Origin of the sequence: Alcaligenes aquatilis (assembly GCF_003076515.1) — a bacterium.
GTDB classification, from domain to species: domain Bacteria; phylum Pseudomonadota; class Gammaproteobacteria; order Burkholderiales; family Burkholderiaceae_B; genus Alcaligenes; species Alcaligenes aquatilis.
The window spans coordinates 517,970-533,035 of sequence record NZ_CP022390.1 but is presented as its reverse complement, the minus strand read 5'-3'; the positions used below and the strand labels follow the sequence as shown (position 1 = coordinate 533,035).

The window sequence follows — 15,066 nt, the reverse complement described above, 5'->3', positions numbered from 1 at the left end:
TCTCTGTTCTGATCTTATTTCGCCTGCTTGCCATCGGCGGGCAGCGAGGCGGCATAGTAGGAAACCGCATACAAGTCCTCGTAGGACAAACGCGAGGCAATATCGTCCATCAGGTTTTGCGGCGAGTTGTGGCGATGCCCGCCCTTCCAGGCCGACAACTGGCTGAACAAGTACTCGGCTTGTTGCGCGGCCAAAGGAGGGAAAGAAGCGCCCACACCTTCACCCTGACTACCGTGACAACTAATGCAGGCTGGTACGTTCTGCTTCCAGTCCCCTTGATGAAACAGGACTTCGCCACGGGCCAGGTTCGCATCCGAACTAGGCACATTAATGAGAGGTGCAGGCAGTGTGGCGTAATAGCTAGCCAGCTCTTTCATATCGTCCGGCTTCAAGCCACGAGCCACATACTGCATGGACTCGTTCAGGCGTGTCCCGTTGGCAAAATCCTCCAGTTGCTTGAGCAGATACGCTTCTGGCATACCGGCCAAACGTGGCGTGATGCCCGCACCTTCACCCGCCTCACCGTGGCAGGAAGCACAACTCCACACACTGCCCTGCCCGGAATGCACCAGCACAGGGGCATCCTTCAAAGCGGCAATAGCGGGTACCACGGGAGCCCCGCCCGCGTTGGCAACAACAATGGGGGCGGTCGGTTCATCGGGCGCAGCATGCGGCGCCAGATCGTGCAGGTACAGGCCCACACCTGCCAAAGCCAAGGCAAACAGCACAGCCAGCAGAAAAATCGGAATGGGGCGAGGCGGCTCCCAGGGCTCGAAAGTGGGGTCGATGTTCTCGACCTGAGGCGAACTAGAAACTTTTTTCATTGTCATGACTTATCCTATTTAGCGCCCGAGTCCGTCGAGACTTCAGCGGGGCGACGATCGTAGCCTCGATCGCGTTTATCCAGTTCCTGAGCCGTGGTCGCATAGGTGCGATCCAGCGCCAACAGATACGCCACCAAATCCAGGGCTTCCTTACGGGCAACCACGTGTTTGCCCGCAGGCTGCAAGGATTCCGGTAAACGCACGACCACGTCACCTTCAGCCAGTTGATCTTTCAGCTCGAACATATAGGGGTAGGACGGCATCAGGCTCCAGTCAAAAATCGCACGGGGCTGATACAAATGGGTCAAATGCCAGTCACGGCTTTTCATGCGCGCCCCCACGTTGAACAGGTCCGGACCAGTACGCATGGTGCCCAGCAAGTGAGGCGAGTCGTAGAAGTAATCGCCCGGAGTGGACGCACGGCCCCAGCCATGTGAGGTGTCAAACAAAGTTTGACCCGTGGAGCGTGGCTGCTGGCTGTGGCAGTACAAACAGCCGTTAGCCACGTACGCCTCACGTCCCAACAACTGCTGAGCGGTATAAGGTTTCAGCGGCTCGGGCGGTTCCGAGGTACGCAGTTGCCAGGCTGGCAAAATCACCAGCATCAAGGTCGCCAACAGCAACACGCCAATGGCCCCGATCAGTAAAGGTAAGAGTCGATTCATGACGCATCTGCCTGAGCAAGAGTAGGAGTCGCATTAACAGCGGAGTCTTTGCGCAACAAGAGCAAGGCAAAGTGAGCCGCAAAAATGAAGTGGCCCAAGGTCATCATGGTGCCGCCAATGGAGCGGGCTTCCAGATACGGAACCATCTTGCGAGTGATCTCGCCAAAGCTTGAACCAGGGTCCATCAAGCCCATGCCCTGCACCACACCGGCAATGCTCAGGGCCAGCACGTAAATCGTGAAGCCTGCGGTCACCAGCCAGAAATGGGTTTTGATCAGGGCCGGAAAGGGCCAGCGACGTCCCAGAATGTGCGGCATCATGTAATACAGCGTGCCGAACATCACCATGGACACAAAGCCGTAGGCACCCAGGTGGGCGTGACCGACGGTGTAATGCGTAAAGTGCGTGACCGAATTCACCGAGCGAATCGCTTCCAGCGACCCCTGGAAGGAGGACAAGGTGTACATCAGCGCACCAATCCACACGAAACGCAGGGCCATGGATTGCTTGAAGGCCCACAGGTTCTGCGCAACGGTCACGTGCTGGTTAATCGCCACGGCAATCACCGGCACAAACATCATGATGCTGTGTACTACGGACAAGGTAACAGCCCAGGTTGGCACCGGTCCGCCCATCAAGTGGTGAATACCGACCTGGCTATAGAACAGCGCCAGACTCCAGAAACCCAGCAAGGACACGTTGTAGGAATACACGGGTTTACCGATGATTTTGGGGATGATGTAGTAAGCCGCGCCCACACCCATAGGCGTCAACCACAGACCCAACACGTTGTGAGCAAACCACCAGTTCACCGTTGCCTGCTGGGCACCGATATGCAGACCAGGGATGTTGGACACCAGAAACAGAAAGGGAAACCAGACCATGCCGGCCAGGAAGTACCAGCCTGACACGTAGATGTGACGCGACTTGCGGTTCGCTGCGGTCTCAATCGCAGGCCAGGCCAGGAAAAAGCCTCCTACCGCCAGCAAAATGTCGATCTGCCAGGGAAATTCCAGCCACTCGATCCCGTCAGACCAACCATTGGCCACGGCAATCGTGCCACCCAATACGCCCAGGGTCCACAGCGCGGCGCCAAAATACACCATATTGGGGCGACGCAAAGGCGTATGAAAAATACGCGGCAACAGCCACAGGGCCACACCAATCCCAGTCACCGACAGCCAGCCATAGGCCACGATGTTCAGGTGCAAGGTCCGCGCACGGCCAAAGGTCACTTGGGCCACATCGGCCAACCAGTCGGGCCAATGCAGTTTCAACGACGCCATCACACCAAACACCGAACCGATCAGCAGCCAGGTAATCCCGACGGTAACCAGCAGCAGAACCGGCCCCCGACCACTGCGGTCAATACCCGCGCGTAAAACGTCAAAACGATGGGTCTGTGCTTCGTTCTCCCCCCCAAAGGAAGCACTATCATCCGGCTGCCCAAGCTCACCTTTCATGAAGATGGTCTCGGCTTCGTTCTTCCCAACGAAAATCAGCTTGTTTGCTACGGCCCAGACAAGAATGCCCAGTGCCACCAAAGAGGCGACAAAACTGGTCGCCAGTAATATTCCTAATATAGGAGTCATGTGAGTTAATACCCGATATCTGTCATGCGGCTAAGCCTAAAGAAACGTCATTGCCCAAGCCGGTTTTATTAAAAAAGTAAGTACCGAGATACAAATGCAATGCAATCTCCTTCACAGTAGAGGATCAGGATTAAGGCCAAATTAAGAGAATTTCTCCTCTCGCCCCTACCTTCAAGACTGCTAACATGAACGCCGAAATGTAATAAAAATCAGGCTTTACCTGCACAAGCCGCATTCGCTACAGGGGGAGAGAATGCACGTTTTACTTGTTGAAGATGATGCGCTTGTCGCCAGCGGAATTGTGGCGGGCCTGCGACTGCACGGACTGACCGTGGACCACGTGGACACAGCCAGCCTGGCCGACACCGCCTTGCTGTCTTCGCACTTTGATGTCTGTATTCTGGATCTGGGCTTGCCCGATCAGGACGGGCTGACGCTGCTGCGCCGCTGGCGCGACCAAGGCCGCAAATTGCCCATTCTGATTCTGACGGCCCGCGATGCCCTGCATCATCGGGTCGAAGGACTGCTGGGCGGGGGCGATGATTACGTCATCAAACCTTTTGACCTGGACGAATTGCTGGCCCGTCTGCATGTCTTGACACGACGAGTCGCTGGCCATGAAACCGATTGCATTGAATATGGACGGCTCAGTTTCTGTGCCTCCACCGGCCACGTCACACTGGATGGCAGGCCGGTCAACCTGGCGCGCCGCGAACTGTCCTTGCTGCGCGCCTTGCTCAATAAGCCCCACACCATCCTGAGTGCCGAACAGCTATGCGACAGCATCTATGGCTATGACCAGGATCTGGAAAGCAATGCCATCAATGTGCATATCTACCATTTGCGCCGCAAGCTGGGCAGCCATATTGTCCAGACCGTGCGCGGCCTGGGCTACAAACTGGGGCCTGCCGGCTAGGTATTGAACGCCATGAGCTTACGCCTTCGATTGCTGCTGATTATCGGCATTTCCCTGACCGTACTCTGGAGCGCAGTCGCCACCTGGATGCTGATGGATGCGCGTCACTCTTTGCGAGAGGCGCTGGATAGCCGACTGGCCGCATCGGCCCGCATGGTGGCCGGACTGGTCGCCCAGTTCCCGAATTTGCAGGAGCTGGCCCAATCGGCACAGCAACCTTTGGACATCATTGCCCGTGACGGGGTCGCCTGCGAGATCAGCGTGGTGCGCAGCGAAGTGGAAATCCAGGCTGTCAGCCGTACTGCAGGCAGCCCCGACATGTCGCAAGTGGCTTTGGGTTTTGGTACACACGTGCATGGCGGCAAGCGCTGGCGCACTTTTGTGTTGCGTGAAGGCCATATCCAGATTGCCGCCGCCGACAGTATCGAGATACGCGAATCGCTAGTGCGGGAAATCATGCTCTCGGCCGGTCTGCCCTTTGTGGTGGCCTTGTTTGGCAGCCTGCTGCTGTTATGGATTGGTATCGGTCACGGCTTGGCCCCACTGGAGCGGATTCGGGATTTGCTGTCGCGCCGCCGTCCAGGTGACGACAGCCCGCTACCCAAAGTCAAAGCCCCGATTGAGCTGCAACCCTTGCTGCGAACCATTGAAGAACTGCTGGAGCGACAACAAGCCGCCATCATGCGCGAGCGCCGCTTTACCGACAGCGCCGCCCACGAGCTACGCACCCCGTTAACAGGCATCAAAACCCATATTCAAGTTGCTCATCTGGCCGCCCAACGCCCTGGAGAGCGCAACACGCTGGATACGGCCTTGAGTCAGGCCGATCAAGGCGTGCAGCAGCTACAGAACATTTTGCAGCGACTGCTGGAGCTAGCCCGACTGGACGGTCAGGGCGCCAGTCAGGAAAGCAGCCAGGCGGACGAGGCCGTGTATGCTGCCTTGCATGCGCTTAAAGCCATTTACGGCGACACCATAGACCAAATCACGCTGGATATACGCAGCAAACCAGGCCCGGTGAAAATTGAAAAATCCCTGCTGACAGTGGCCATACAGAACCTGATCGACAATGCCTTGCGCTACACCAAAGCGCAGCAGTCCATCAGTCTGCGGATTGAAGCGGGAGAACCGGGTTACTTGCGTATCAGCGTGCTGGATCATGGCCCCGGCTTGAGCGACAGTGAGCGGGATATGGCCATGAACCGTTTTTGGCGCGGTTCGCAGCAGCAGGCGGGGTATGGGCTGGGCTTATCCATCGTGAACGCCATCGCTACCCAGCATGGCGGCACGCTGGAACTGCTGAATCGTCAAGGCGGGGGGCTGGAAGCGCGTCTGACCGTGCCAATCGGTGCGCAAAGGCCGCTCTATAACTAACGTCGCTGTTGCTCCCCAGCATCTGGCCTATTACTTGTGAAGCACGAAACGCTGATTGCTGATTGCTGATTGCTGATTGCTGATTGCTGATTGCTGATTGCCGAGCAGTCTACGGGCACAACGCCCGTTCTAGCCTAGTCAGACATCCTCGAACACACCGGCTGAAACCGAGTCAAGCGACAAAAAAAGCCCCCACGCTGCGCCTTCGGCTTGCTGCCCCCCGAGGGGGAGCTTTTGCCTTGGGGCGGCCCGGCGACAAAAAAGCCCCCACGCTGCGCCTTCGGCTTGCGCTCCACCTCGCGGCTTGTATGCCGCTCGGATTCGCTAGGCACACAGCAGTCCACAATGGACTGCTGTGTGTCCAGGCTCATCCCCGAGGGGGAGGTTTCGCCGGGGGCGCCGAGCCTTGGGGCGGCCCGGCGACAAAAAAGCCCCCACGCTGCGCCTTCGGCTTGCGCTCCACCTCGCGGCTTGTATGCCGCTCGGATTCGCTAGGCACACAGCAGTCCACAATGGACTGCTGTGTGTCCAGGCTCATCCCCGAGGGGGAGGTTTCGCCGGGGGCGCCGAGCCTTGGGGCGGCCCGGCGACAAAAAAGCCCCCACGCTGCGCCTTCGGCTTGCGCTCCACCTCGCGGCTTGTATGCCGCTCGGATTCGCTAGGCACACAGCAGTCCACAATGGACTGCTGTGTGTCCAGACTCATCCCCGAGGGGGAGGTTTCGCCGGGGGCGCCGAGCCTTGGGGCGGCCCGGCGACAAAAAAAGGCCGGAGCCCCTAAGGGTCCGGCCTTTTCAGTTTGACGCGGTGCTTGCCTGTTCAGGCAAGCCCATCATCAAAGAATTTGGATTTTAGTTGCGCATGGGCCTTTTTGGCCTGCACCTTCGATGAAGGAAACGCGTTGGTTCTCTTCCAGAGTTTTGAACCCGGTTCCCTGAATTTCACTGTGGTGTGCGAAGAGATCCTTGCCGCCGTTCTCCGGCACGATGAATCCGAAGCCTTTTTCGCTGTTGAACCACTTCACAATACCAATTTCTGTCTTCAAAATAAGTCCTAAATGTAATAACGAACAGAGAAAATAATTTTCCCTCCCAGAACTATCCTCTGATTTTGTCCACAAAGATAGCTCCGTTACTTTTAAATCCAAAAAATCCGGCTTTTCTGTTGTTTCCTGAGCGTTTTTAAGCGTTAACCCTTACCCACAAACCAGCGTAGCCGGCCCTTGGGCAGCCTGCCTTGATGACCCGCCCCTCCCCTAAATAAGCACCGCCGCTGCGCCGCTCCTGACCGGTGTTTGACTCCCGTTCCAGCGGCATCGCCCGGCAAAAAACCCCACGCATCCCCAGCACTCTTGGCTATACTGGCTCGCACAAAGCGGTCCACTTATCCTGATTGACGTGTGTCATGTCATGATCACGAGGAACATACAATGAATCGTAGAAACTTCCTGCTGGCCACCCCAGCCGCCGCACTTGGAACGCTGGTTCTGCCCTCCACCAGCCTCTCTGCCCCCGCCATCATCACCAACACCAGCCAAATCCTGCCACGCCACACCAAAGGCCCGCGCATTGTCATTTGTGGCGGCGGTTGGGGTGGCATGACAGCCGCCAAATACCTGTCCAAACTTGTGCCGCAGGCGCAAGTGGTACTGATCGAGCGCAACCCCACGTTCTGGTCCGGCCCCATGAGTAACAAGTGGCTGATTGACATCGTCAACACCGACTTTCTGAACCACGACATGCTGGCGCCGTCCATCAAGTACGGTTACAGCCTGGTGCACGCCGAAGTCACCGCCATCGAACGCGACAAGAAAACCGTGCGCACCACCCAGGGCGCGCTGGAATACGATTACCTGATCCTGTCGGGCGGCATACGCAATGCCTACGATGCCTGGTTCGGCAATGACACCTACGCGGCAGAATACACACGCCAACACTTCCCCAATGCCTACATCCCGAATGCCGAGATGTTTGCCTTAAAAAACAAGCTCAAAGCCTTCAAGGGGGGCACCATTGTGATGACGCTGCCCCCGCCGCCCCATCGCTGCCCGCCCTCACCCTACGAACGGGCCTGTTTGATGGCCTGGCATATCAAGACCAACAAGATTCCGGGCAAGATCATTATTCTGGACCCCAAACCCACCATCGCCCCCATTGGCGAAGGCTACCGCGCGGCCTTCCAGGAGTTGTATCCGGACATCATCACCCACGTGCCCAATGCCCGAGTGCGAGAGGTTGACCCCTTCAAGAAACACATCAAAACCACCGCCGGCGACTTTGATTTTGACGACGCCGTGCTGATGCCCCCGCACCAGGCCGCCGATATGGTCTGGAATGCAGGTTTGGTCGGCACGGGGCCTGACGGCAAACCCACAGGCTGGGCCAATATTGACCCACGGTTGTTCACCGCCCGTGACGACGACCATGTTTACGTGGTCGGGGACTCCATGGGCTTTATTTCCGACCAGTTCGGCCACTATCCCAAGAGCGCCCACGTGGCGCACGCGGTGGCCAAGATCGTTTCCCAGAATCTGGCCGAACGTATCGCGGGCAAGGAAGTGGTACCCGTCCTACCCGACAACCTGTGCTACATGATGGTCAACGGGGATCCGCAAGAGGAAATCTCGGTCAAGTTTGAATACGAACTGGACGCAAGCGGCAAGGTTCTGCAAACGCAGATTGATATGGATGTCCGTACCCCCGACCTTGTTCAAGAAGACTTCCAGTGGATCCAGAGCCGTTTCAATGACTTCCTCTAAACTTCCTTCCCGTTTTGTCCGCCGCCGCCAGCTTTTGCTGGGCAGTGCGGCCGGGCTGGGCGCCGCCTGGCTACCCATCAATTTGCATGCGCAAGTCGCCTTTGATCAATTGCTGAAACCAGCCACTGCGGCCCAGGTGCAAGCCATTGTGGACGAGTTCCTGAAAGGCGCCAGCCCAGAAGAAAAAGGCATGAAGCTGGAGATGCCCGCTCTGGGCGACAACCCCGCCGCTGTGCCGGTCAAAGTGGTGCTGGACTTGCCAGCAAGCGACGATGTGTACTGCCAGGAGCTGATTATTCTGGCCCAGGGCAACCCGCACCCGCTGGCCTGCCGTTTCAACTTCACGGCCCTGGCCGGAACAACGGAAGTTGCCGTTCGCCTGCGCCTGATTGAAACCCAAACCATCCGCGCCCTGGCTCGCTTGAACGATGGCCGTGTCCTAAGCGCCCAGCATCACATTACCGTGACGGCTGGCGGTTGCGGCATGTAAACAAGGGGTACTCATGAGTAAACCACGTATCTGGATCAGCAATGCCACGCCCAAGGCGGGCGAAATGGTGCGCGTGCGCGCCCTGGTCGAACACCGCATGGAAAGTGGCCTGCGCTTAAGTAAAGACGGCCAGGTTGTGCCACGCAACATCATCCACGAATTCAAGGCCACCTTGAACGGCGAGCCCTTGTTCAACTGGTTTCCAGAAACAGCGATCTCCCAAAACCCGTACATTGAATTCACCTTTGTCGCGCGGCACTCCGGGGCACTGGAAATGAGCTGGACGGACGATCAAGGCGCCGTCATTACGGGCCAGACTGCGCTGAGCATCAGCGGCTGACTGCGGGCCACTTGCTGCCAGACGCCCTGACCTGCCCCACTCAGCGCCCCTACCGGGCGCTGAGTTCATAACAGCGCTCTATATAGTCATACAGGGTGGGCTTAACGGTAATGCTACGCTGGCGTCCTTTCCTACAACGAAGCACATTGACAAGAAGCATGCCCATGTCCCTCTCTCTGGTAGGTCGTCTCCTTATTGCCCCCGCCTTGTTAGCGGCCAGCAGCGCCGCCGCGCCGGCCTGGGCCAGTTCCACACTGGACATCAAAACGGTGGCCAGCTCCTGTGCGAACTGTCACGGCCCAGATGGGCGTTCCACAACCCTCATTCCTTCGTTGGCAGGCCGTCCCGAAGCCACCTTGCTGGAACAGTTGCGCTCCTTTGCCTCGGACACGCCCCCAGCGGGCACCACCATCATGAGTCGTCTGGTCAAAGGCTACCAGGACGCAGACCTGGAGGCCCTGGCACGTCATTTCTCTGAAATCCCTTCTACCCCACGCAGCGTTGCGCAAGGACGTTAAGCATGAGCACCCCCTTGAACTCCTCTCGTCGCCAATGGCTGAGCCGTGTCGGTAAAACCAGTGTGGCTGGCCTGGCCCTGAGCACCTTGCCCGTGTACGCACGCAGCAGTTCGGCCCATGTGATTGTGGTCGGTGGCGGCTTTGGCGGTGCAACGGCTGCCCGCTACTTGAAGCGCGGTGATCCATCCCTGAAAGTGACCTTGATTGAACCGGCCACCACTTTCTACACCTGCCCTTTCACCAATCTGTATCTGGCCGGCTTGCGCCGTTTTGAACAGCAAGGCCACGGCTTTGATGATTTGCGCGCCGCCGGGATTGAGGTCATTCACGACCTGGCCACCGCCGTCGACTCCCAAGCCAAGACCGTGACCCTGGCCAAGGGCCAGAAGCTGTCTTACGACAAGCTGCTGCTCTCGCCCGGTATTGATTTTCGCTGGAACACGCTGGAAGGCTATGACCAGGCCGCCTCCTTGCTGGCCCCGCACGCCTGGAAAGCGGGCGATCAAACCCGTTTGCTGAAAAGCCAGCTCGATGCCATGCCCAATGGCGGCACCTTCATTATGGTGGCCCCCGAAAATCCCTTCCGCTGCCCGCCCGGCCCGTACGAGCGCGCCAGCATGGTGGCTCACTACTTCAAACAGCACAAACCCAAATCCAAGATTCTGATTCTGGATGCCAAAGACGGCTTTTCCAAACAAGGCCTGTTCCAGGATGGCTGGAAACAGGTCTACGGCGACATGATCGAATGGGTGCCCTTTTCCAAAGACGGCAAAGTCGCCCGCGTGGATGCCGTCAAACTAAGCGTAGAGACCGAGTTTGGCGAAATCCACAAGGCCGATGTGCTGAACGTCATCCCACCTCAAAAAGCCGGAGCCATTGCCGAGCAGGCCGGTGTCACCAACGCCAGTGGCTGGGTGCCCATTGACCCGCATACCTTCGAGTCCGAGCAGGTCAAGGACATCTATGTGGTGGGCGATGCCACCATTGCCTCACCCATGCCCAAGTCGGGTTTCTCGGCCAATACACAGGCCAAGCTGGCAGCGGCTTCCATCATTAATGCCTTAAGCGGCAAGCCTGCGCCCCAGGCTACGCTGAGCAATACCTGCTACAGTCTGATCGCCCCCGACTATGGCATTTCCGTGGGGCACTTGTACGCCTTTGCCGATGACAAGCTGGCTGAAGCGTCCGGCGGGGTCAGCCCCAAAGAAGCCAGCCCGGCCTTCCGTAAACAGGAAGCCCAGTATGGCGAGGCCTGGTATGCCGCAATCAGTCGTGACATCTGGGGCACCAAAGGCTAAGTGGTTCTAACCCGGTCCTAATAAGCAGCGCACATGATGAATACAGAATTTGTACTGTGGGTCAGCTTGGCCATTGGCCTGCTCTTTGGCATTAGCGGCCAGCTCAGTGGTTTTTGCTTTTATCGTGGCTTGACCGAGCGCTGGTCCGGGCGCAGCGGCTACAAGCTTCAGGGCTTTGCCCTGGCGCTGGCCGTGGCCCTGGCCGGAACACAACTGGCCGCAGGCTATGGCCTGATCAGTCTGGACAAGGCCCTGTATCTGAATCCTACTTTTTCCTGGCTGCTGGTGCCACTTGGGGGTGTGCTATTTGGTGCAGGCATGACCCTGGCCAATGGCTGTGGCGCCCGTGCTCTGGTCCTGTTAGGACAAGGCAATCTGCGCTCTTTTGTCGTACTGCTTTGTTTAGGCATCACCGCCTACATCACCTTGACAGGCCTGCTGGCGCCGCTGCGCATCAGCGTGGCCCAAGCCACCAGCGTCACCCTGCCTGCGGTCACCCTGTCTGAAGGTCCCATCCGATCTATTGTGATTGCCCTTATCGTCGCCGCCCTGATCGCTTTTGCCTTGCGGCGCCGACAGGACGGCCTACGCTTGAATGATCTGCTGGCCGGAGCATTGATAGGACTGCTGATTGTGGCCGGCTGGCTGACCACGGGCTGGCTGGGCGATGATCCCTTCGAACCCTTGCCCGTCAGCTCGCTAAGCTTTGTCGCCCCGATTGGTGAAAGCATTCAATACGCCATGATCTCCACCGGCATGAGCCCACGCTTCACCATCCTGATCGTGGTGGGTGTGGTGGTCGGTTCCTTGCTAAGCGCCCTGCTGCGTCGCCACTGGAAACTGGAAGGTTTTGAGTCGCCCCGCCACATTCTGCGCTCCATGGCAGGCGGAGCCTTAATGGGTGTAGGCGGCGTGCTGGCCCTGGGCTGCACCATCGGCCAGGGTTTAAGCGGCCTGTCCACCTTGTCGGCCACCTCCTTGCTGGCGGTGCTCGGCATTATCGTCGGCGCACGCCTGACCTGGACCCGCCCAACAGCCTGACTCCGTGTTTCAATAAGGGCTTGATTGACGGCCCTTCAGACTGCCCAGGCCACCTCCGTCTGGCATCGCTGATGCGCTCTTATTGAGACTCCCGCAATGCGACAGATCCTGCTTGTTGTCGATGTGCAAAGCTGCTTTTCGCCACCTCCGTGGCTAATTGAAGGCATTAACGCCCTGAGCACCCGCCTGCCTTGCGCAGCCTTGATTGAACTGCACGACGAGTCGCAAACGCCCTTTTCCAGCCAGTTGGGTTGGTGTCCGCCGCGCAGTGATCGTTGTCTGGTCGATGCCAAGCAAATCTTCATCAAACATGGCTACGCCCCTAGCCCGGCGGCGATGGAGTATTTGCAGCAATGTCAGGCTGATCGCATTCTGGTCTGCGGCATTCAAACCGATACCTGCGTGCTGGCCGCAGGCTTTGCCTTGTTTGATGCGGGGCTGCACCCTACTCTGATTACGGATCTGACGGTCGGCTCGTCCCTGGATCGCTCCAGCGAGCTGGGTATCAAGCTGTGGAAACATCACTTCGGGCGCACAATTCACAGCAGCGAACTGTTGGCTGAACTGGACCAGCCATAAACAGCTCGCTTTCACAGCCTGCGCCTCTTCACACCCATCTGATCCCCCCTTCTGTCTACCCTAGCCACAACGCCCCTCACTCGATTCCCAACTCCTGCTGCCCCACTTCCTGAAAACCGCGCCTGTTCCGTGCAAGTACAAGAGCGTGCTAGATGAAAGCTCAACCATCGCGTCCCTGACTAATCATTACGTTTAGCGTAATCATTCAACCATGGGCTTTATTGATAGCCCCATACCGCCACTGATAGGGTCGTTTCCAGAAACCTGCAAAAGGTTCACTTACAAGGAGACGAGACATATGCATTGGCTATCCATTGCCGTATTAGGAGGCATGTTCGTACTGGCAACTGTCTTACCCATCAATATGGGGCTGATTGCTTTTGTAGGCGCTTTTCTGGTGGGTACGCTGGTGGCGGGCATGGGCGCCAAGGAAATCATGGGCGGCTTTCCGGCTGACCTGTTTCTGACCCTGGCCGGTATTACCTATTTGTTCGCGCTGGCTCAAAACAATGGCACGATCAACTGGCTGGTCAGCATGGCTGTGCGAGCCGTGCGTGGCCGCATCGCCGCCATTCCCTGGATCATGTTTCTGATCACGGCCGCATTGACCGCTGTCGGTGCCGTCAGCCCAGCCGCCGTTGCCATCATTGCCCCGATTGCGCTGGGCTTTGCTCGCCAGTACGGCATCAACCCGCTCTTGATGGGTTTGCTGGTGATTCATGGCGCCCAAGGGGGCGGCTTCTCCCCGATCAGTATTTATGGCGGCATCACCAACCGTGTGGTCAGCGCCGCCGGTTTGCCCTTGAATGAAATGGCCACCATGATGGCCAGCCTGGGCATCAACCTGGCCGTGTCCATTTTGCTGTTCGTGTGGATGGGTGGTTTGAAGCTGATGCGTCAGAAAGTGGACTTAAGTTCAGCAGACGTAAACGTTGCCCGCGTGGCCCATGGCTCGGGTGGCCCGCAAGTGTTTGGCGACGCTGAAGCCGAGGCCTTGGGCGAAGAGCGCAAGACCGCCCGGAAAAGTCCCGATGCCCTGGTCGAAGCCGGCAATGGTGCCAGCGAGGCCCCGCACTGGTATCGCGTCTTGACCCTGGCAGGCCTGTTTATCCTGGCCGTTCTGACCTTGTTTTTCAAACAGGATATTGGCTTTACCTCGATCACCATCGGTCTGGTACTGACCTTGATGGCCCCCAATCTGCAAAAACGCGCGCTGGGCCAAGTGTCCTGGCCTGAAATCATGCTGATTGTGGGTGTCAGCACCTATGTGGGCGTGATGGAATCCATGGGCACGATTGATTTTGTTGGCCATAGCGTTGCCCAACTGACCTCTCCCTTGATGGCGGCCTTGCTGCTGCTTTTTGTGGGTGCGGTCGTGTCGGCTTTCGCCTCTTCCACCGCCGTGCTGGGTTCGCTGATTCCACTGGCCGTGCCCTTTTTGCAAGGCGATGGCGGCGTGGGGCCGGTGGGCTTTATTGCAGCCATGGCCGTATCCTCCACCATTGTGGACGTCAGCCCCTTCTCCACCAACGGCGCACTGGTACTGGCCAATGCTCAGGGAGTGTCGCGTGATGCCTTCTTCCGTCAGCTTTTACTGTACGGTGCTGCCGTCACGGTTATTGCCCCAGTCGTCGTCTGGCTGCTATTTGTGGTGCTCTAAAAACACCTGAGCAAACAGAAAAGTACGGCGGGCCCCGATACCTTGGTAGCCGGGGCCTGTTTAATGGAAATTCTTACCGCATCCATGGGCAGTTCAGGTATAAAGACTCGATCCATTTTCAAGCGAGCCGCACAACATGAGCCTGACAGCAGAATGTGACGACTACTTCAAACAAGTCGAACAAGGCCTGTATGCCGAGCGCTTCGATCAGGAAGTAAACTTGCTCCCCTTCGTTCAGGCCCAAGCCTTCAGCGAACAGTTCAGCGGCCACCCCACGCTGGACGCCCTGGGCGGTCTGATTCTGGACGATCCCGATACCAGCAGTCACCATGTCTGGGTCTGCGAATCCCCACTGGCCGGGCAGGTGTTTTACTTATCCCACGACGACGACAGCCGCATTGTATTCCCGTCTTTGTCAGCCTTTCTGACGGCAGCCCAACAGGCGCTGGAACGGTCTTGTTGCTTGAGTGAGCTGCATCCATCACACACACCCTTGTGTCCTGATCAAACGGGCTTGAGCAATTTCATCACCCATTTGTGCGGGAACGATGAACATGAAGAAATCGCTATCCCGCTCATTCCCAGCCTGGACTTGCAAGACTTTCCTTTGCTAAGAAGGCTGGCCAGCGCCGACAACTTCTTTTTAAGCGAAGTCCTGGCGCAGGAAATCAAAAAACGGCCTCGGGCCGATTTGCTGACCATTGCCGAACTATGCAGTGCCCATCCTCATCCGCAAGCTGCAAAAGCGGGGGTGGCCGCTTTACGTGCGGTTAAAGCGCTATAAGCCATAAGATTGGGTAGTAGGGGGGTTATGCCTGCAAAGCCTATTCCCGTCTGTCCCTCCCCGGCGGTCAGTCCTCAGCCTAAGGTACGTCAGCCTGGAGCCGACAAGGTTTACTCCCTTCCAAGTCCCACCAGCCCCCCCTCAACTGCGCCCTCCCCCCTATGGGAAACGCCAAAACAGCTATGGCGTCGCATTGATTTCTGAATAAAACCTTGAATCCTGGCGAAT

15 protein-coding genes are annotated in these 15,066 nt (G+C 57.8%); 11 read left to right on the top strand and 4 right to left on the bottom strand.

What is annotated here, in order from left to right; genetic code table 11:
* Positions 1-14: 14 nt before the first annotated feature.
* From CA948_RS02490 to CA948_RS02480, 3 genes are read right to left on the bottom strand one after another with little or no spacing between them, the layout of a single operon-like run.
* Positions 15-830, bottom strand: a complete 816-nt coding sequence (locus CA948_RS02490; RefSeq protein ID WP_094196202.1) for a c-type cytochrome — start codon at positions 828-830, stop codon at positions 15-17.
* A gap of 8 nt (positions 831-838) precedes the next feature.
* Positions 839-1,489 (bottom strand): cbb3-type cytochrome c oxidase subunit II, encoded by a 651-nt coding sequence (locus tag CA948_RS02485; RefSeq protein WP_094196201.1) that lies wholly within the window; start codon positions 1,487-1,489, stop codon positions 839-841.
* Positions 1,486-3,081 (bottom strand): cbb3-type cytochrome c oxidase subunit I, encoded by a 1,596-nt coding sequence (locus CA948_RS02480; RefSeq protein WP_094196200.1) that lies wholly within the window; start codon positions 3,079-3,081, stop codon positions 1,486-1,488. Before CA948_RS02480 ends, CA948_RS02485 begins: the two co-directional genes overlap by 4 nt.
* 253 nt (positions 3,082-3,334) lie before the next feature.
* On the opposite strand from CA948_RS02480, the gene CA948_RS02475 reads away from it, so the two are divergent.
* Positions 3,335-3,997 (top strand): response regulator, encoded by a 663-nt coding sequence (locus CA948_RS02475; RefSeq protein WP_094196199.1) that lies wholly within the window; start codon positions 3,335-3,337, stop codon positions 3,995-3,997.
* Positions 3,998-4,009: 12 nt separating this feature from the next.
* A complete protein-coding gene (locus CA948_RS02470; protein WP_108727231.1) occupies positions 4,010-5,371 on the top strand; it encodes an ATP-binding protein in 1,362 nt (453 codons plus the stop codon).
* A gap of 834 nt (positions 5,372-6,205) precedes the next feature.
* On the opposite strand, the gene CA948_RS02465 is transcribed toward CA948_RS02470, so the two are convergent.
* Positions 6,206-6,415 carry a cold-shock protein gene (locus CA948_RS02465; RefSeq protein ID WP_009461028.1) on the bottom strand — a complete coding sequence of 70 codons (210 nt, stop codon included), beginning with the start codon at positions 6,413-6,415 and terminating at the stop codon, positions 6,206-6,208.
* Positions 6,416-6,799: 384 nt separating this feature from the next.
* Here CA948_RS02465 and CA948_RS02460 point away from each other — a divergent pair, with 384 nt between their 5' ends.
* From CA948_RS02460 to CA948_RS02420, 9 genes are all read left to right on the top strand, one after another.
* Complete coding sequence (locus CA948_RS02460) at positions 6,800-8,128, top strand: FAD-dependent oxidoreductase (protein ID WP_108727230.1); 1,329 nt, start codon at positions 6,800-6,802, stop codon at positions 8,126-8,128.
* The gene (locus CA948_RS02455) at positions 8,115-8,618 is read left to right on the top strand and encodes a thiosulfate oxidation carrier protein SoxY (protein ID WP_094196180.1); all 504 of its coding nucleotides are present in this window, start codon (positions 8,115-8,117) and stop codon (positions 8,616-8,618) included. Before CA948_RS02460 ends, CA948_RS02455 begins: the two co-directional genes overlap by 14 nt.
* Positions 8,619-8,631: 13 nt before the next feature.
* A complete protein-coding gene (soxZ, locus tag CA948_RS02450; RefSeq protein ID WP_094196179.1) occupies positions 8,632-8,958 on the top strand; it encodes a thiosulfate oxidation carrier complex protein SoxZ in 327 nt (108 codons plus the stop codon).
* A 164-nt stretch (positions 8,959-9,122) separates the two neighbouring features.
* A complete protein-coding gene (locus CA948_RS02445) occupies positions 9,123-9,476 on the top strand; it encodes a c-type cytochrome (RefSeq protein WP_108727229.1) in 354 nt (117 codons plus the stop codon).
* A 2-nt stretch (positions 9,477-9,478) separates the two neighbouring features.
* Positions 9,479-10,774, top strand: coding sequence for an NAD(P)/FAD-dependent oxidoreductase (locus CA948_RS02440; RefSeq protein ID WP_203226739.1), 1,296 nt, complete (start codon positions 9,479-9,481; stop codon positions 10,772-10,774).
* A gap of 33 nt (positions 10,775-10,807) precedes the next feature.
* Positions 10,808-11,815: a YeeE/YedE family protein gene (locus CA948_RS02435; RefSeq protein ID WP_238988638.1), complete on the top strand. Its 1,008-nt coding sequence runs from the start codon at positions 10,808-10,810 to the stop codon at positions 11,813-11,815.
* A 96-nt stretch (positions 11,816-11,911) separates the two neighbouring features.
* Positions 11,912-12,394 carry an isochorismatase family protein gene (locus tag CA948_RS02430; protein WP_094196178.1) on the top strand — a complete coding sequence of 161 codons (483 nt, stop codon included), beginning with the start codon at positions 11,912-11,914 and terminating at the stop codon, positions 12,392-12,394.
* A 298-nt stretch (positions 12,395-12,692) separates the two neighbouring features.
* Positions 12,693-14,054 (top strand): SLC13 family permease, encoded by a 1,362-nt coding sequence (locus tag CA948_RS02425; protein WP_108727228.1) that lies wholly within the window; start codon positions 12,693-12,695, stop codon positions 14,052-14,054.
* A gap of 136 nt (positions 14,055-14,190) precedes the next feature.
* Positions 14,191-14,838, top strand: coding sequence for a hypothetical protein (locus CA948_RS02420; RefSeq protein WP_108727227.1), 648 nt, complete (start codon positions 14,191-14,193; stop codon positions 14,836-14,838).
* Positions 14,839-15,066 lie beyond the last annotated feature (228 nt).